This is a genomic window from Geothrix limicola (assembly GCF_030268085.1).
Classification (GTDB): domain Bacteria; phylum Acidobacteriota; class Holophagae; order Holophagales; family Holophagaceae; genus Geothrix; species Geothrix limicola.
This window is the reverse complement of the sequence record NZ_BSDE01000002.1, coordinates 442,840-460,231: the sequence shown is the minus strand read 5'-3', so window position 1 is coordinate 460,231 and position 17,392 is coordinate 442,840. Positions and strand designations below refer to the sequence as shown.

The window sequence follows — 17,392 nt, the reverse complement described above, 5'->3', positions numbered from 1 at the left end:
AGGCATGTTCCATGGCCAGGCAGGTGAAGGAAGATGGCCAGGTCCTCACCCGCAAGCGCGCGAAGCTGCGGGAGCCGGGCATGTGGAAGGTGCTGCTGCACAATGACGACTACACGACGCAGGAATTCGTCGTCTACCTGCTGAAGACGGTCTTCCGAAAGGCCGAACCCGAGGCCACGGCCATCATGCTTTCCGTGCATCGCGCGGGCGTGGGTGTGGCGGGCGTCTACACGAAGGATGTGGCCGAGACCCGCGCGGAACGGGGCCGCCAGATGGCGGAGCGGGAAGGCTTCCCCCTGCTGCTCACGGTGGAGGCGGAAGATGCCTGATTCACCCCAACTGAGTCCCGAACTGAACCAGGGTTTCCAGCGGGCCTTCGAGCTGGCCAAGGCGCGTCGCCACGAGGATGTGGCCCTGGAGCACCTGCTGCTCGCCCTGCTGGAGGATGCCCACGCCGCCAAGGCGTTGCGGGGCTGCGGCGTGAAGCTGGATGCCCTCCGCACCGATCTGGAGTCCGTCCTTGCCAAGGCTTTCGAGGCGGTGCCTGCCGGCGAAGCCTTCCAGCCCCACAGCACACTAGGTTTCGTGCGCGTGGTGGAGCGCGCTCTCGTCCACGCCTTCAGCTCGGGCAAGCGGAGCGTGCAGGGCGGCGAGCTGTTGCCGGCCTTCCTGGAAGAAGACTCCAGCCACGCCCGCGCCCTGCTCGAAAAGCACGGCGTGAAGCGGCTGGCCCTCTTGAAGGTGCTGAGCCACGGCCCGGCTGCGGACAAAGGTGCGTCCAAGGCCCCGGCGAAACAGCAGGCCGCCGAGGAAGACGAAGAGGAAGCCACCGTCGCCGAGAACCCCCTGGAGGCCTACGCCACGGACCTCGTGGCCCGCGCCGCGGCGGGACGGCTGGATCCGCTGGTGGGCCGCGACGCCGAGATCACGCGCATGGCCCAGGTGCTCTGCCGGCGCCGCAAGAACAATCCGCTCTTGGTGGGAGAACCAGGTGTGGGCAAGACCGCCATCGTCGAAGGCCTGGCCCGACGCATCCACGAAAAGGCCGTGCCCGAGCCACTGCGGGCCGCGCGGATCTTCGCGCTGGACCTGGGCGCCCTGCTGGCGGGCAGCCGCTACCGGGGCGACTTCGAGGAGCGGCTCAAGGCCGTGCTGAAGGCCCTGGCCGAAGCACCCGGCGCCATCCTCTTCGTGGATGAGCTGCACACCCTCGTGGGCGCGGGGGCCACCAGCGGCGGAGCCATGGACGCCGCCAACCTGCTGAAGCCCGCCCTGGCCTCGGGGGAGCTGCGCTGCATCGGCGCCACCACCTTCCAGGATCTCAAGGGCTCGCTGGACCGCGACCGCGCCCTCGCCCGCCGCTTCCAGGTGGTGGAAGTGAGCGAGCCCTCCACCGAGGACGCTCTGGGCGTGCTGCAGGGGCTGAAGGCCGCCTACGAGAAGCATCACGGTGTGGCCTATGCGGCGGAGGCCCTGGAAGCCGCCGTGCGCCTGGCTTCCAAGCACCTGCCTGACCGCAGGCTGCCGGACAGCGCCCTCGACGTGATGGACGAAGCCGGTGCGGCGCAGAAGCTGCTGCCGAAAAAAGAACGGGTGAAGCAGGTCGGTCCCGCCGAGATCGAAGCCGTGGTCGCGCGCATGGCCCGCGTGCCCGTGGCCTCGGTCAGCGCCGATGACCGCGAGGCCCTGGCCACCCTCGAAGCCTCGCTGCGGGCGCAGATTTTCGGCCAGGACGCGGCCTGCGAAACCGTGGCCAGCGCCATCAAGCTCGCGCGCTCGGGCCTGCGTGATCCGCTCAAGCCCATGGGCTGCTTCCTCTTCGCGGGGCCCACGGGCGTGGGCAAGACCGAACTCTCCAAGCAGCTCGCCAAGGCCCTGGGCATCGCCTTCCTGCGCTTCGATATGAGCGAGTACCAGGAGAAGCACGCCGTGGCCCGCCTCATCGGCGCGCCGCCGGGCTACGTGGGCTATGAGGAGGGCGGCCTGCTGACGGACGCCGTGCGGAAGTCACCCCACGCCGTGCTCCTGCTTGACGAACTGGAGAAGGCCCATCCCGATCTCTTCGGCGTGTTGCTGCAGGTGATGGATCACGCCGCGCTCACGGACAGCCACGGCCGAAGCGCCGACTTCCGCCACACCGTGATCGTGATGACGACCAATGTGGGCGCGCGCGAATTGTCGGCCCGGCAGGTGGGCTTCGCCGACGCGGGCGCCCGACGCTCGGCCAGCGGCACCATCGAGAAGGCCTTCAGTCCCGAGTTCCGCAACCGCCTCGACGCCATCCTGCAGTTCGCGCCCCTGGGCCGCGCAGACATGGAGCGCGTGGCGGACAAGCACCTACGCGAGCTGGAGGCCCAGCTGGCCGAGAAGGCCGTGAGCCTGACCTGCACGCCCAAGGCCCGGGCCTGGCTCGCAGAGAAGGGCTACGATCCGGCCTTCGGCGCCCGTCCCATGGCGCGCCTCATCGAGCGAGAGCTGCGTCGTCCCCTGGCCGAAGCCCTGCTCTTCGGCCCCCTGGCCAAGGGCGGCAAGGCGAAGGTGGATCTCAAGGATGGCCGCCTGTGCCTGTCTTTCGGCTGACCGAGAAGCTCCTCTTTCCGGATCCTGAACTGGCCGAGGACGGCCTCCTGGCCATCGGCGGCGACCTCAGTGTGGCGCGGCTGCTGTTGGCCTACCGCAACGGCATCTTCCCCTGGTTCGGCGAGGAGGATCCGCTGCTCTGGTGGTCGCCGCCAGAGCGGGCCCTCCTGCGCCCGGGCCACCTGCATCTGTCCGCCCGCACCCGGCGCAGCCTGCGCCAGCGCCCCTTCGAGATCCGCTTCGACACGGCCTTCGAAGCGGTCATCGGCCACTGCTCGAAGGTGCCGCGGCCGGGCCAGGATGGCACCTGGATCACAGAGGAGATGCGCGGGGCCTATGCCGATCTGCATCGCGCGGGCCACGCCCACAGCGTGGAAGCCTGGCGGGATGGCGACCTGATGGGCGGGCTCTACGGCGTGTCCCTGGGCGGCGCCTTCTTCGGCGAAAGCATGTTCAGCCTGGAGCCCGAGGCCAGCCGCGCGGCCCTGGCGGCCCTGGACGCGCGGCTGGAGGCCTGGGGGTTCACCCTGCTGGACGGTCAGCTGCCCCACGAGGGGCTGGCGGGCTACGGCTTCCAGGCGGTGCCGCGGGCCTTCTTCCTGCAGGAGCTGGCCGAAGCCCTGCGCCTGGAGGGTCGGATCGGGAGCTGGTCAGAAGGCTGACGATTCCGGACCCAGCGTGGCTATCATGCAGCTAGGCACAAACCGAGGGCTTCCATGCTGACGATCTCGGAATCGCGACTCTCCCCCCGGCACACCATCTCCCTCGTCATGGCGGGCGGGCGCGGCAAGCGCCTGATGGACCTGACGGACCACTACTCCAAGCCCGGCCTGGATTTCGGCGGCAAGTACCGCATCATCGACTTCACCCTGTCGAACTGCGTGAACTCGGGCTTCCGCCGCATCATGGTGCTGACCCAGTACAACTCGCACCGCCTGCTGGAGCACCTGCAATTCGGGTGGACCTTCCTGGCGGGCAAGCTCAACGAGTACGTCCACGTGCTGCCGGCTCAGCAGAGCTTCGACAAGAACGCCTGGTACAGCGGCACGGCGGACGCCGTCTACCAGAACCTCAGCAACATCCAGTCGGCGAATCCCAAGAACGTGCTCATCCTCGCAGGCGATCACATCTACCGCATGGACTACAAGATCTTTCTGCAGGACCACCTGGAGAACCAGGCGGACATGACCATCGCCTGTCTCGAGGTGCCCCGCGATTCGGCGCGGGGCTTCGGCATCTGCCACGTGGATGCGGACGACCGCATCGTGGATTTCGTGGAGAAGCCGCCGGATCCCCCGGCCATTCCCGGCAAGCCCGATCACGCCTTCGCCTCCATGGGCATCTACCTGTTCAAGGCGGAATTCCTTTACCAGGCGCTCATCCGCGATGCGGAGGATCCGAATTCGGGCCATGATTTCGGCCACGACATCATCCCCAAGATCGTGCGCGAGGCCCGCGTCTTCGCGCACCGCTTCGAGCGCAGCTGCATCCCCAACGAGGGCCATCCCGAGCCCTATTGGCGGGACGTGGGCAGCGTGGATTCTTACTGGGAGGCCAACATGGACCTCACCAGCGTGTTGCCCGCCCTCAACCTCTACGACGAGAGCTGGCCCATCACCACGCACCAGGAACAGCTGGCCCCGGCGAAGTTCGTCCACTCAGGCGAAATGCGCAACGGCGTGGCCCTCTCCAGCCTCGTTTCTGGCGGGTGCATCATCTCCGGCGCCCACGTGCACCACTCCCTGCTTTCCAGCCGGGTCTATGTCAACTCCCACGCCCGGCTCGACGGCGCCGTGGTGCTGCCGGACTGCGACATCGGCCGCCACGTGCGGCTGCGCCGCTGCATCGTCGCCCGGAACTGCCACATCCCCGACGGCTTCGTCGTGGGCGAGGACGCCGAAGAGGATGCCCGACGGTTCTATCGCACGCCGGGAGGCGTTACCCTGATCTCCCAGCGCATGCTGAGCCAGCTGGAGCCCTAGCGTTTGAGAGTTCTCTTCGTCGCGTCCGAACTGTTTCCCTATGTCAAAACCGGTGGCCTGGGCGATGTGATGGCGGCCCTGCCGCGGGCCCTGCGCGCCCTGGGTGCGGACGTGCGCATGCTGGTGCCCGCCTACCCGGCCCTGCGGGAGGCGCTGGATCTGCAAGGGCAGGCGGCGGCCTTCCCGAACCTGATGGGCGGCGGTCCCGCGCGGATTTACCGGGCCGAGGCGCCGGGGCTGCCGCTGTACCTGCTGGATCAGCCGGCCTTCTTCGACAAGACGGGCAGCCCCTACGGCCATCCCGACGACCTGCCCCAGCGCTTCGCCGCCCTGGCCTGGGCGGCGGCCCACCTGGGGCGCGCGGGGGATGCCGAAGGCTGGCGGCCCGACCTGCTCCACGGCCATGACTGGCCCGTGGGCCTGATGCCCGCCTACGTGGCCTATGGCGCGGGCCCACGGCCCGCCACGGTCATGACCATCCACAACATCGCCTACCAGGGCCGCTTCGCGGCCGCCCTGCTGCCTGAGCTCCAGCTGCCCCGCCACGCCTTCACGCCCGAGGGCGTCGAGTTCCATGGCGACATCGGCTTCCTCAAGGCCGGCCTGCGGCTCGCGGACCGCATCAGCACCGTGAGCCCAACCTACGCGCGCGAAATCCAGGTGGCCGACGGGTACGGCCTGGAGGGCCTGCTCTCCCACCGAAACGGAGAGCTACGGGGCATCCTCAACGGCGTGGACCGCGCGGTGTGGAACCCGGCCACGGATCCGGGCCTCGTCAGCCGTTACGACGCGGCGAACCTCGACCGCCGCGGCCCGAACCGGCGGGATTTCCAGATCCGCATGGACCTCGATGAGGACGCGGGCGCGCCGCTCTTCGCCGCCATCAGCCGTCTGGACCCGCTCAAGGGGCTGGACCTGGTGCTCGACAACGTGGATCACCTCGTATCCCGCGGCGCCCAGTTGGCCATCATCGGCACGGGGGATCCCCATGCCGAAGGCGCCTTCCGGCAGGCGGCCCAGCGGCATCCCGGCCGGGTGGGCGTGTTCACCGCCTACGACGAGATCCTGGCGCACCGGGCCTTTGCCGCGGCCGACGTGATCCTCGTGCCTTCGCGGCAGGAGCCCTGCGGCCTCACCCAGCTCTACGCCCAGGCCTACGGCGCCCTCCCGCTGGTGCGCCGCACGGGCGGGCTGGCAGACACCGTGGTGGGGGCCACGCCCCACACGCTGGCTGACGACACGGCCACGGGCTTCGTGTTCGACAAGGCCAACGGCTGGGCCCTGGGCGAAGCGATCAACCAGGCCCTGGCCCTCTTCCAGCATCCCGCGGCTTGGCGGCAGGTCCAGCGGCGCGGCATGATGACTGAATTCGGTTGGGCAGGCCCGGCAAAGGCCTACCTCGACCTTTACGCGACCATTCCTGCAAAGGGCCACTGACATGGACATCCGCACCCCCTGGCACGCCATTGAGACCCATCCCATGGGAGGCTGGCGCACCCTGTCTGAGCCGGCCCTCCCCGCCCTCGATCCCGCGAAGCGCCTGCTCTGGTGCGGCATCGGCGGCTCCCTGCTGCCTTCGGAAACCCTCGTGCGCGCCTTCGGCGATGAGCGCGCCTTCCACAACTGGGTGCCCCTGGCTTCGCCCGAGCCTGCGCCGGATTTCCGCATCCAGCCCGGCGATCAGCTGGTCTTCGCCTCCAAGAGCGGCAAGACCCTCGAACTCTGGACCTGGATCGCCCGCCTGCGCGCCCTGCCGGGTTTCAAGGATCTGGCCGCGCCCATCCTCATCACCCAGGACGACGCCAATCCGCTGGCCACCTGGGGCCGCGCCAACGGCTGCCGCATCCTGCCCATCCCCGTGGAAGTGGGCGGCCGCTTCTCGGCCTTCACGCCCATCGGCACCCTGCCGCTGTCCTGGATGGGCCGCGACGCCGCGGGCTTCCTCCAGGGCGGCCGCGACGTCATCGCCGAGATCGAAGCCGACAAGGGGCCCTGGCGGGACCGCATCGCCGCCACTGTGGACCTGCTGCTGGACGCCCACCGGCGCGGCGTCAGCGAGTGGGTGCTCTTCCCCTACGCCATGCGCCTGGACAGTCTCTCCGCCTGGTGGGTCCAGCTCATCGCGGAATCCCTGGGCAAGGTGGCCAAGGACGGCACCCGCAAGGGCTTCACGCCCATCCGCGCCGTGGGCCCCGTGGACCAGCACAGCCAGCTGCAGCGCTGGATGGCGGGCCCCCGCAACCTGGGCGTGATCCTCATGACCGTGGACGGCGCCGCGGCCCACGAGAAGCTGGATCCGCCCCAGGGCTCGCCCTATCCGGGACTGGCCGGCCTCCAGGGCTCGGACATCCTCCGCGCCCAGGCCGAGGGTTCGGCCGATGCGCTCGAAGCGGCGGGCGTGCCCGTGCTGCGCTGGTCCATGCCCCGCCTCAACGAACGCGATATGGGCGCCTTCATGATGGCCTGGCAGGCCATCGTGGGCCTCGTGGGCGTGGGCCTCGACCTGGATCCCTTCGATCAGCCCGAGGTGGAGGACGGCAAGAAGCGGACTTTCAAGCGGCTGGGCCTGGCCTAGGGCCGTTCGGCTTTCAAACAAAAAGCAGGAAACCGCGAATCACGCGAATGAACGCGAATGAAGACGGTGGGCACCCATCCCGTTTGTCTTTCATTCGCGCGCCCGAAGGGCGATTCGCGTCATTCGCGGTTCCAGGTTTTTTGTGGTTCGAGCCGGATCAGAAATCTGTGATCAGGGCCTTGTCCCGCTCCAGGGCCGCCAGAGCGGCGCTGCGGTGGGTCTGGTAGGTGGCGTCGTCGAGCTTCAGGATGTCCAGGGCCTCGCGGGTGGCCCGGACGAGGGTGTGGGGCATGCCCAGGCCCATCTGGAGGTCGGCGGCCACCTGGTTGCCCAGGGCCACGAGGGCGACCAGATCCCCGTGTTCCCGGGGCGCCAGGGCCGGGTCGTGGTGCCAGCGCACCACGGATTCGATGCCTTCCGCGATGTTCCAGGACCGGAGCAGGGCCTCGCCCACCATGGTGTGGTCGAAGCCGAAGGATCCGAGCTCCTGGCTGAGGCCCTCATCCATCTCCTCGGCGCGGATGCGCCGGAGCAGGGCCGGGTAGCCCTCGGGGAACTTCAGGGACATGACGCTCTTCCCGATGTCGTGCATCAGTCCGGCGAGGAAGACTTCCTCGGTCACGGTGTATCCCACGGCCTTGCTGAAGGCGCTTCCCGTGAGGGCCGTCACGAGGGCATGTTCCCAGAGGAGGCGCTCCTCCAGCCCGACGGGGCCGCGGGTGAAGAGGTTCTTGACGCTGGAGGCGAGCACCACGCTGCGGGCCGTGGAGAAGCCCAGGGTCATGATGGCCTGGGTGAGGGTGGTGACCTCGCGGACCATGCCGAACATGGCCGAATTGGCGATCTTGAGCAGCTGCGCGGAGAGCGCCTGGTCCGTCTTGATGAGGTTCTGCAGATCCTCCGACGAGGTGTCCGAATCCGCCGTGATGCGGATGACCCGGGTGGCCACCTGGGGCAGGGGCGGCAGGTCACCGAGGTTCTGGATCAGTTCCTGGGGCGTGAGGGACATGGCGGCATTCCTTGGCTACAAGCGAACTCATCTTCATCTGTCCCGGAGGGCATGAGTTTGGAGTGGTCGTCCCCTCAGGTCATGGCCAATTGGAACAGATGCGCGGCGGTGGCGGCCAGGTTCTCCATCAGATCGATGCTTTCCGCCGTGAGGCGGCCGGGTCGCGGATCGTTGCACTGGATGAGGCCGTAGGTCACCTTGTCGCGCCGGATGGGGAAGAGCCCAACGGTCTCGTAGCCCGCGGCGTGGCAGCGGTCGCGAGTGGGGCCCAGGTTCCCGGCATCCGAGGCCAGGAGCTGGCTGGTGGAGGCCGTGACGAAGCTGCCCCGGTCCGTGAAGCTGGGGTGGCCGCGCTCCACCTGGCCCGACAGCACCCGCCCGCAAAGGCAGGCCAGCACGGGCTGCCGGTGTTCGTCGCGCAGCAGGCGGCCCTGTTCATCCGTGGCGCACAGGTCATCCTCCTGGGACACGAAGGGCTCGGGGAAGCCCAGGCTGCCGGCATAGCGGTAGCCCGGCCCGGATCTCAGCCGGATGGCGACGGCCTCGCAGTCCGACAAATAGCGGGCGACGACCACGAGCTGGCGGGCGATGACCTCGGGGCTGGCCATGGTATTCGCCATCCGGAGCAGGTCGAGGAAGGCCCTCCGCTCCAGCTGCAGGCGTGTGGCGTTCGACGGTGCGCGGGCAGATGCGGCCATGGCCGACGCTCCTTGCCCTTCTTATCGGAAGCGGCGCGCAGGGTGATGAGATCCGGCGGTCGCGTGGCATGACCTCCTCACCGGATCCTGACTTCGGACGCGCCACTGGCGCGCCCTTCGTCATCCGGCGGTCGGTCAGGCCGGCGGCATCTGGCAGCTGCTGGAGGTGCTGGCGGGCACGTAGAGGTGGTGGACGTAGTCCTGCACCATGCGGTCGGCGTTGAAGCGCCAGCCCAGGGTGCGGATGGAATGCTTGACGCGGTCCACCCAGCAGCGCGGGACGCCGGCGGCGTTGCGGTTCTCGTAGTAGAGGGGCACCACCTCCTCCTCCAGCACCCGGAAGAGTTCCTCGGCGTCCCGTTCATCCTGGGTGGCCTGGTTGGCGTGGGTTTCCCCGGTGCCGATGGCGAAGCCGTTCTCGCCGTCGTAGGATTCGGCCCACCAGCCATCCCGCACCGAGATGTGCAGGCCGCCGTTGAGCACCACCTTCATGCCGCTGGTGCCGCAGGCCTCGAGGGGACGCTGGGGATTGTTCAGCCAGGCGTCGATGCCCTGGTAGAGCATGCGGCCCACGTGGATGTTGTAGTTCTCGATGAAGACGATGCGGTAGCGGAAGCGGGGGTCCTCCAGGATGTTGGCCACCTTCTGGATGAGCCCCTTGCCGGTGCTGTCCGCCGGATGGGCGCGGCCGGAGAAGATGAGGTTCACGGGCCGTTCGGGATGGTTCACCAGACGGTCGAGCCGTTCGAGGTCGCTGAAGAGGAGGTCGGGCCGCTTGTAGGGCACGAAGCGGCGCGCGAAGCCGATGGTGAGGGCATCCGGATCCAGCGGCGCGGGCTCGACCTCGGGCAGGACCAGGCGCGTGCGCATGGAGGCGCAGCGCTGGCGCACGAAGCGGATGGTGCGGGCCTTCAGCACCTGCTTGGTCTCCCAGATTTCCGCCGAGGATACATTCACGATCTTGGCCCAGGTGTCGGGGCGTGTGAGGGCGTCCTGGTAGTGCACGCCCAGGTGGGATTCGTAGAGGTGGTTCATCTCCGTGGCCAGCCAGGTGGGCAGGTGGACGCCGTTGGTGACGTGGCCGATGGGCACCGCATCCTCCCGCAGGCCCGGGTAGAGGTGGTTCCACATCTTCCGTGAGACGACGCCGTGCAGCGCCGATACCCCGTTGGCGCGGCGGGAGAGCTTGAGGGCCAGCACGGTCGGCAGGAAGGGCGACCCGTGATCGTGGGGATTCACGCGGCCCAGGCCCATGACCTCGTCGAGCGGCAGCTTCAGGCCCTCGGCCAGGGGCCGCAGGTGCTCGGCGGCCAGGTCCGCGGGGAAGCGGTCGTGGCCCGCGTCCACGGGAGTGTGCGTGGTGAAGACCGTCGCCGAGGCGACCTCCTGCAGGGCCAGGTGCGGATCCATGCCGTCGGACTGGATGCGGTGCCGCGCCCGCTCAAGCAGGGCAAAGGCCGAGTGCCCCTCGTTGAGGTGGAACACGCTCGCCGAAATGCCCAGGGCGCGCAGGGCCCGGACGCCGCCGACGCCCAGCAGCAGCTCCTGCTCAATGCGCATGCGCTGGTCGCCGCCGTAGAGCCGCGCCGCGAGGGCCACGTCCTTCGGATCGTTCTGCTTGACGCGGGTGTCGAGGAGGATGAGGCGGATGCGCCCGACCTGCACCTCCAGCACCGAGGCCTGGACGATGCGGCCGGGCAGTTCCACCGAGACCTTGATGGGCTCGCCGTGGCGGCCCACCGCGGGCACCAGGGGCAGGTCCGCGATATCGAAGGGCTCGACGACGTCCTGCTGCCAGAACTCGCCGTTGAGCACCTGGGAGGTGTAGCCCTCGTGGTACAGCAGGCCCACGCCCACCAGCGGGATGCCCAGGTCCGAGGCGGCCTTCAGGTGGTCGCCCGCCAGGATGCCGAGGCCGCCGGAATAGATGGGCAGGGATTCGTGGATGCCGAATTCCATGCAGAAGTACGCGACGGGACGGGAGCGCATGGCCCCGGCGTGGATGAGGCCCCAGGTGGTGACGGGGGTGAGGTATTCCTGCAGCTGCCGGAGGGCGCGGTCCACCCGGGCCGGGATGTCCACGTCCGCCGCCCGCGATTCCAGCTGCTCCGGCGTGATCTGCTTGAGCACGGACATGGGGTTCTGGTGGACCAAGTGGTACAGGTCCAGATCGAGGTCGCGGAAGATGGTCCGCACCTCGGGCTTCCAGGTCCACCACAGGTTCTGCGTGAGCTTCTGCAGCTTGGGAAGGAGCGTGTCCATGGCGGATCCTCGGGGAAAGAGGGGCTACGGGGCGGGGCTCAGGAACAGGGCCGCGAGGGGGGGCAGGGTGAGGTTCAGGGACTGGGGATGACCGTGGGCGGGAATGGGTTCCGTGGTCATCCTTCCGGCGTTGCCCGTGTTCCGGCCGCCGTAGTGGGCCGAATCGGTGTTGAGCCGTTCGAGGTAGGTTCCGGGCGTGGGCACGCCGATGCGGTAGCCGGGCCGGGGCAGGGCCGTGAAGTTGAAGGCGATGGCCATGAAGTCGCCGGGGTCCGCGGCCCGGCGCAGCAGGGTGAGCACGCTGTTGAAGCGGTCCCCGCAGTCGATCCACGTGAAGCCTCCCGTCTGGCAGTCCCCTTCATGCAGGGCCGGGTGGGCGCGGTGGAGCCGGTTGAGGTCGCGGAGGAGGTCGTGGATGCCTTTGTGATCGGGCTGATTGAGCAGCTCCCAGTCGAGGGCCGTGTCCTGGTTCCACTCGCGCTTCTGCGCGAATTCGCCGCCCATGAAGAGCAGCTTCTTGCCGCCGTGGGCGAAGAGCCAGGCGTAGAGCAGGCGCAGGTTGGCCATGCGCTCCCAGGGTTCGCCGGGCATGCGCCCGTAGAGGCTGCGCTTGCCGTGCACCACCTCGTCGTGGGAGAGCGGCAACACGTAGTTCTCCGCATCGTGATAGAGCATGGAGAAGGTGATGGTGTCGTGGTGGTGGGGGCGGGCCATCATGCCCTCGCCCAGGTAGCGCAGGGTGTCGTGCATCCAGCCCATGTCCCACTTGAAGCCAAATCCCAGGCCTCCCTGGTCCGTGGGGCGCGACACGCCGGACCAGGCGGTGGACTCTTCGGCGACGGTGAAGGCATCGGGGAACTGGGCGTAGACCACTTCGTTCAGCCGCCGCAGGAAGGCCACGGCTTCGAGGTTTTCGCGGCCCCCATCGCGGTTGGGGATCCACTGGCCAGGTTCGCGGCTGTAGTCCAGGTAGAGCATCGAGGCCACCGCATCCACCCGCAGGCCGTCGATGTGGAACTGGTCCAGCCAGAACAGCGCGTTGGAGATGAGGTAGTTCTGCACCTCCGTGCGGCCGTAGTTGTAGATCAGGGTGCCCCAGTCCATGTGGCGCCCCTGGCGCGGATCCGCGTGCTCGTAGAGGTGGGTGCCATCGAAGGCGGCCAGGCCGTGGGCGTCCTCGGGGAAGTGGGCGGGCACCCAGTCGAGGATGACCCCGAGGCCCGCCTGATGCAGCGCATCCACGAAGGCCTTGAAATCCTCCGGCCCGCCGAAGCGGCTCGTGGGCGCGAAGAGGCCCAGGGGCTGGTAGCCCCAGGAGGGATCGTAGGGATGCTCCATCACGGGCAGCAGCTGCACGTGGGTGAAGCCCAGCCAGCTCGCGTAGGGCGCCAGGTCCGCCGCGAGCTCGCGGTAGCTCATGAAGGTGCCGTCGGGTCGCCGCCGCCAGGAGCCCAGGTGCAGCTCGTAGATGCTGAGCGGGGCGGCGTGGGCCCGCGTCTTCCGTCGCGCCTCCATCCAGGCCTGGTCCTGCCAGGCGTAGGGCTGCAGGCCGTGGATGATGGACGCCGTGCCCGGGGCGCGTTCGCAGCGGAAGGCGTAGGGGTCGGCCTTGAGGGGCAGCAGGTTGCCCCGCGGCCCGTGCAGTTCGAACTTGTAGAGCTGGCCGGGGACGAGGCCCGGCACGAAGGTCTCCCAGAATCCGTTGGGGCCGACCCTCGTCATGGGGTGAGCCCGGCCGTCCCAGCCGTTGAAGTCGCCCACGACGCTCACGGTGCGCGCGTTGGGCGCCCAGACGGCGAAGCTCACGCCCGCGACGTCCCCCACGGTCCGCGGATGGGCCCCCAGTTTTTCGTAGGCCCGCAGATGGGTCCCTTCGCCCAGCAGGTGAAGGTCCAGGTCGCCCAAGGACGAGCCATGAAGAGAGGGGGCCATTCGGCCATTCTAGCCCCCGGGGGTGGGCGGGCCAGCTCCGGTTTCAGGTTCCGGCCGGGTCTCTTTCAGCGGCGGGGGCCATTTCGATGGAGAAGGGGGCCTAGCCGAGCGATTCCCAGACGCGCAGCACTTCGCTCAGGCTCCAGGCCTGGGCATCGCAGCCGCGGGGCGCGTGGGGGGCGTCGCCGTCCAGCAGTTCGGGCAGCTGGCCGAGGCAGCCGGAGTCGAGCAGGGGCAGGGCCGAGCCCAGCCAGGCCCGGGCGGTGGCGCGGGCGGCGGGATCGCCGTCCCAGGCCAGGTCCAGCGCCTCGCAGAGGAGGGGCAACTGCCAGACCCAGGCCGTGCCGTTGTGGTAGGCGGGCTTGCGGCGCGTGTCCTCGTCGCCTTCGTAGCGCCCCTGGTAGGGATTTGCGGGATCGTTGAGGGTGCCGCCCCAGGGCGCGGGAATGGGCAGGGGCACGGACACGGGCAGGGGCGCGAGGCTGCGCAGGCCACCGGGCACGAGCAGGTGCCGCGCGCAGGCGGCCGCGGCGCGCTGGGCCCGGGTCCCCGAGACGAGCCCCAGGGCGATGAGGAAGAGCTGGTTGGGCCGGAGGTGGTCAGCGGGCCGGGCGCGGGTGGCGGACACGCCGTCACCGGCCAGGAGGACATCCGCGAACCAGCCGCGGTCCTCCAGCCAGAAGGCTTCGAGCGAGGCCTCGGCGCGCCGCGCGGTGTCTGCCCAGGGTTCGCCGTCGCTGGGCGCGCAGAGCCGCTCCAGCAGCCGCAGCAGGCGAATCCACAGGGCCTGGATCTCCACGGGGTAGCCTTCCCGGGGCGTGCCCATGGGGTAGCGCGTGTCCATCCAGGTGAAGTGGGCCGGGCTCCACAGCAGCCCCGAGGCCGCATCCATACGCACGCCGTTGGGAGCGCCGAGGCGCAGGTGTTCGCCGATGGAGGTGAGCACCTCGAGGACGCTGCGCGATCCAGCCTCACTCTGGAAGAAGGTCGTTCCCAGGTGTTCCGCGGCCTCCTCGCAGGCCACGGCCAGCCAGAGGGGCGCGTCCGAGGTATCGCGATCGCCCGTGTGTTCGGCGCCGAGCATGTTGGGCAGGGTGCCACCCTCCTCCAGGGCCGCGAAGGTGCGCAGGATCAGTGCCACGTCTTCGGCCCGACCTGCCCGCAGCAGGCCCCGGCAGACGATGAGCGTGTCGCGGCCCCAGTCCAGGAACCAGGGATAGCCCGCGATGACCGTGAGGCCGTCGTCGCGCCGGGCGAGGAAGGCCTGCAGGGACTGGCGGAGCCGGCCGGGAATGTCAGGGGCTGCGGCGGGTTCAAGGGGCGCGAAGATCAGCGGGGCTTCCGCCTCGGCGTGGAGTACCAGGCGGAGGTCCGCGCCCGGCGGCAGGGGCAGGTCGAACCAGCCCGGGCTCCAGGCATCGCCCGTACTCGCCAGACCCCGGGAGGCTTCCACGGGATGGGGGATGCCGCGGCAGGCTTCGGGCTGCGGATGGTACGTGCCCGCCTCGGTCCAGGCCTCCAGGTGCCGGTCCGAGGCCGGCGTGAAGCGGAAGCCCGCGCGGTCCGCCAGCGTGGCCGTGGAGGCTTGGAAATGCCCTTCCAGAGCCGCATCGAGGCGGGTCTCGCCGTGGAAGGAGCGATCCTCCAGATCGAAGCGCACGGTGAGCCGCACCGCATGGTCCGGCGGCAGGTCGGAGTCCTCGCCCGCGTTGGCCGGGCGCGACCAGCGCAGCAGGACGGCGTTCTGATCCGCGGGCATCTCGGCCTCAAGGTGGATCTCCACCCGGCGTCCATCCCCGGCGCTGGCGCAGAACACCCAGCGGGCGGTGGAGTCCGCTTCGAAACGCTGCAGGTTCCGGCCGTCGAGCGCCGAGATGAAACCGTCCGCGTTCACCCAGGCGCGAAGGCGCTTGGCCAGCACGTGCCGGTCCGAAGGCGCGCTGGGATGGAGGTTCGCGCCCAGCAGGCAGTCGTACTTGGAGGCGATGGCGCCGAGGTCGGCCTGCATCCGCACCATGCCGCCGCGTCCGTTGGTGAGCAGGGCCACACCTTCGCGTCCGGGGAGCGGCGCTTCGGGGGCTTCCGGCAGGAAGAGGAGTCCGGCTTTCAGGGGGGTGGCGCCTGCGGCGTGGCGCTGGAAGCGGAGGCTCGCCTCGCCACTGCGCGAGGGCAGCGGGGGAATGGCCGCCACGTGGCCGTCCTCCACCGGCACGCTCCGAAGGTGCAGGTCCGGCTGCTGGGCCTGCTGGAGCCGGATCTCGAAGGGCGCGGCGTCCCTCACCAGCAGCCAGTGCTGCGGTGCCACGGGGCTCACGCGCCGGACATCCTCCACCCGCCAGGTGGTGACGCGTGGGAAGGCCGGCACCGCGAGGGCCGCGTCCAGAGCCTCCAGAAGGTCCTCTTGAAGGCGAGCCGGATCCAGGCGGGGCAGGGCGGCGAGGAAGGCTTCGGGATTCCGCGCGGCGCGCTCGGCGAGGCTGCGCCAGGGGCAGGGGCCGAGCATTTCCGCCGGATGCACCGTCGCCAGGGTCTGGAGCGCCCAGGCGGCCTGGGCCCGGGCCTGCCGGTAGGCCTCACCCGAGAGACCCCGGGGCGTGGCGTGGGTGGAGAGGCAGTAGCTTCCGCCGGCGGGGACGAGAAAGCCGCGTCCCCCGGCGGGGAAGATGGCGCAGTTGGGCAGGGGTTGTCCCAGCAGATCCCGCGGCGCCTCGCCGAGATCGGCCCAGTCCGCGAGGCTGAGCGGGCAGGGCTGGGCCTTTTCCGTGTCGAGGTTGACCAGCACGAGCACGCGGTCCAGACCTTCGGATGAAACCCGCAGGAGGGCCAGCACGGAGGCGTCGTCGCGGCTGAGGCGGCGCACCTCGGCCCCATCGAAAAAGCAGGGATGCTCCGCGATGAGGCGATTGAGCCGGGCGAGTTCCTCCACGAGGTTCGGCTCCGCGCCCCAGGCCAGGTCGCGGGCTTCGTGGACGTCCACCTTGTCCGTGGCCAGCCACTCCACGCCGGAGGTGAATCCGAAGCCGCCGTTCTGGCTCGCGAGGGCGCAGAGCCGGTTGCGCAGCAGGGACCAGGCCGCGCCGCGTCCGGCGAGGCGCAGGTTGTCGTGGGTTTCGCTGTAGTGGACGAGCAGGCCGCTCCGCCCGCCCTGGCGCAGGCAGTGGTCCACGTAATGGGCCACCTCGATGGGGTGGTGGTTCTGGAAGAGCTCCGAATAGGCCCACTGCATGCCGCCCTGGGTTAGCAGCGCCTCGGTGGCCTCCCAGGCTCCACCGAGTCCCTCCAGCAGGAAGACCGTATCCGGGTAGGCCTGATGCACCTTGGCGGTGATGTACTGCCAAGCGGGCAGGGGCACCATGTAGCCCGCGTCGCAGCGGAAGCCGTCCACGCCGCGCCGGCACCAGACGAGCAGGGCGCGGGCCACCGTGTCCCACAGGGCCGGGCTGCCGTGGTCCAGTTCCACCAGGTCCTCCCAGGTGGTGCCCCAGGCGCCGGGGCTGTGGAAGGTGCCGTCGGGATTCCGGCAGAACCATTCGGGCCGGTGCTCCAGCAGGCGGGAGCCCCAGCCCGTGTGGTTCACGAGGATGTCGAGGATGACCTGCCCGCCCCACTGATGGACAGTCGTTGTCAATTCCTGGAACTGCTCCTCGGCGGTGGTGCGCCGGTCGAAATCCGCCAGGGCCGGGTCGATGGCCGTGAGATCCAGCTGGGCGTAGGGGCTGCCGAAGCGGCCCATGCGGGCGTACGTGGTGGGCACGGGGCCCACGGGCAGCAGGTGGAGGATCCGGCAGCCCAGTCGACCCAGGATGTGGGGCACGGCGGCCGTGAGATCCCGCAGGCGGCCCGAAGGCGGGATCACCGAATAGCCCGAGGCGTCGAGGGCCTTCACGGCCTCGGCCAGATCTGGTCGCTGGCGCGCGGCGGCACCGCCGAACATGCGGGGAAAGGCGCAGTAGATCGTGTTGGCCGTGCGCAGGCGGTCGGGATGGATCGAGATGCTGACGTCCTCGCCCTCGGGCCAGTGCTGGAAGCCGTCGGCGTCCACCGCATAGGCCTTGGCGCGGAAGGATCCGGGCTCGGTCAGGACCAGGTCCAGGCACCAGCCTTCCGCGGTTTCGCGCAGGGGGATGTCCCGCCAGGAGGACCCTGCCGAATGGCTGGGGGAGCTTCCCACCAGGGCCAGCGTCTCCTCGCGCGCCCGCGCGCCGCGGGTGAGATTCGTGCGCAGGAAGGCCCGCCATTCCGCCGAACCGTCTGATGGGGGACGGCCGAGGCTGAAGACCACCCGGTCGCCCACGAAGCGGAGCAGCTGGGTGCCGGGGGGCGGGGCCATCGAAAGCACGGACATGAGGACCCT

Annotated in this window: 10 protein-coding genes and 1 pseudogene; 6 read left to right on the top strand and 5 right to left on the bottom strand. The window is 69.6% G+C overall.

The genetic code is table 11. The features are described 5' to 3' along the window. Window positions 1–11: 11 nt before the first annotated feature. From QSJ34_RS07680 to QSJ34_RS07655, 6 genes are read left to right on the top strand one after another with little or no spacing between them, the layout of a single operon-like run. Window positions 12–329, top strand: coding sequence for an ATP-dependent Clp protease adaptor ClpS (locus tag QSJ34_RS07680; protein ID WP_285573438.1), 318 nt, complete (start codon window positions 12–14; stop codon window positions 327–329). Next, entirely contained in the window at window positions 322–2,580 is a 2,259-nt protein-coding gene (locus QSJ34_RS07675; protein ID WP_285573435.1) for an AAA family ATPase, read from the top strand. Before QSJ34_RS07680 ends, QSJ34_RS07675 begins: the two co-directional genes overlap by 8 nt. Beyond that, window positions 2,562–3,242 (top strand): leucyl/phenylalanyl-tRNA--protein transferase, encoded by a 681-nt coding sequence (gene aat / locus QSJ34_RS07670; RefSeq protein WP_285573432.1) that lies wholly within the window; start codon window positions 2,562–2,564, stop codon window positions 3,240–3,242. The genes QSJ34_RS07675 and aat overlap by 19 nt, the downstream gene beginning before the upstream one ends. Window positions 3,243–3,296: 54 nt before the next feature. After that, window positions 3,297–4,562, top strand: a complete 1,266-nt coding sequence (glgC, locus tag QSJ34_RS07665) for a glucose-1-phosphate adenylyltransferase (RefSeq protein WP_285573429.1) — start codon at window positions 3,297–3,299, stop codon at window positions 4,560–4,562. 3 nt (window positions 4,563–4,565) lie between these two features. Continuing rightward, the gene (gene glgA / locus QSJ34_RS07660; protein ID WP_285573426.1) at window positions 4,566–5,999 is read left to right on the top strand and encodes a glycogen synthase GlgA; all 1,434 of its coding nucleotides are present in this window, start codon (window positions 4,566–4,568) and stop codon (window positions 5,997–5,999) included. Window position 6,000: 1 nt separating this feature from the next. Continuing rightward, window positions 6,001–7,137 carry a hypothetical protein gene (locus tag QSJ34_RS07655; RefSeq protein WP_285573424.1) on the top strand — a complete coding sequence of 379 codons (1,137 nt, stop codon included), beginning with the start codon at window positions 6,001–6,003 and terminating at the stop codon, window positions 7,135–7,137. A 157-nt stretch (window positions 7,138–7,294) separates the two neighbouring features. Here the strand turns inward: QSJ34_RS07655 and QSJ34_RS07650 are convergent, their stop codons facing one another. The 5 genes and pseudogenes from QSJ34_RS07650 to QSJ34_RS07630 form a co-directional block, all read right to left on the bottom strand. Beyond that, entirely contained in the window at window positions 7,295–8,146 is an 852-nt protein-coding gene (locus tag QSJ34_RS07650; protein WP_285573421.1) for an HDOD domain-containing protein, read from the bottom strand. Window positions 8,147–8,220: 74 nt separating this feature from the next. Beyond that, entirely contained in the window at window positions 8,221–8,844 is a 624-nt protein-coding gene (locus QSJ34_RS07645) for a GAF domain-containing protein (protein WP_285573419.1), read from the bottom strand. Between the two features lie 135 nt (window positions 8,845–8,979). Continuing rightward, window positions 8,980–11,106, bottom strand: a complete 2,127-nt coding sequence (gene glgP, locus QSJ34_RS07640; protein WP_285573417.1) for an alpha-glucan family phosphorylase — start codon at window positions 11,104–11,106, stop codon at window positions 8,980–8,982. A 24-nt stretch (window positions 11,107–11,130) separates the two neighbouring features. Further along, window positions 11,131–13,032, bottom strand: a pseudogene (gene glgB / locus QSJ34_RS07635) (1,4-alpha-glucan branching protein GlgB); the annotation flags it as partial. Between the two features lie 106 nt (window positions 13,033–13,138). Beyond that, window positions 13,139–17,383 (bottom strand): amylo-alpha-1,6-glucosidase, encoded by a 4,245-nt coding sequence (locus tag QSJ34_RS07630; RefSeq protein WP_285573414.1) that lies wholly within the window; start codon window positions 17,381–17,383, stop codon window positions 13,139–13,141. Between the last annotated feature and the right edge of the window lie 9 nt (window positions 17,384–17,392).

Excerpts from the sequence above, each read along its gene's own strand:
- QSJ34_RS07650 (WP_285573421.1), bottom strand. The coding sequence starts at position 8,146 with ATGTCCCTCACGCCCCAGGAACTGATCCAGAACCTCGGTGACCTGCCG.
- glgP (WP_285573417.1), bottom strand. The coding sequence starts at position 11,106 with ATGGACACGCTCCTTCCCAAGCTGCAGAAGCTCACGCAGAACCTGTGG.
- QSJ34_RS07675 (WP_285573435.1), top strand. The coding sequence starts at position 322 with ATGCCTGATTCACCCCAACTGAGTCCCGAACTGAACCAGGGTTTCCAG.
- QSJ34_RS07645 (WP_285573419.1), bottom strand. The coding sequence starts at position 8,844 with ATGGCCGCATCTGCCCGCGCACCGTCGAACGCCACACGCCTGCAGCTG.
- glgC (WP_285573429.1), top strand. The coding sequence starts at position 3,297 with ATGCTGACGATCTCGGAATCGCGACTCTCCCCCCGGCACACCATCTCC.
- QSJ34_RS07680 (WP_285573438.1), top strand. The coding sequence starts at position 12 with ATGGCCAGGCAGGTGAAGGAAGATGGCCAGGTCCTCACCCGCAAGCGC.
- QSJ34_RS07655 (WP_285573424.1), top strand. The coding sequence starts at position 6,001 with ATGGACATCCGCACCCCCTGGCACGCCATTGAGACCCATCCCATGGGA.
- QSJ34_RS07630 (WP_285573414.1), bottom strand. The coding sequence starts at position 17,383 with ATGTCCGTGCTTTCGATGGCCCCGCCCCCCGGCACCCAGCTGCTCCGC.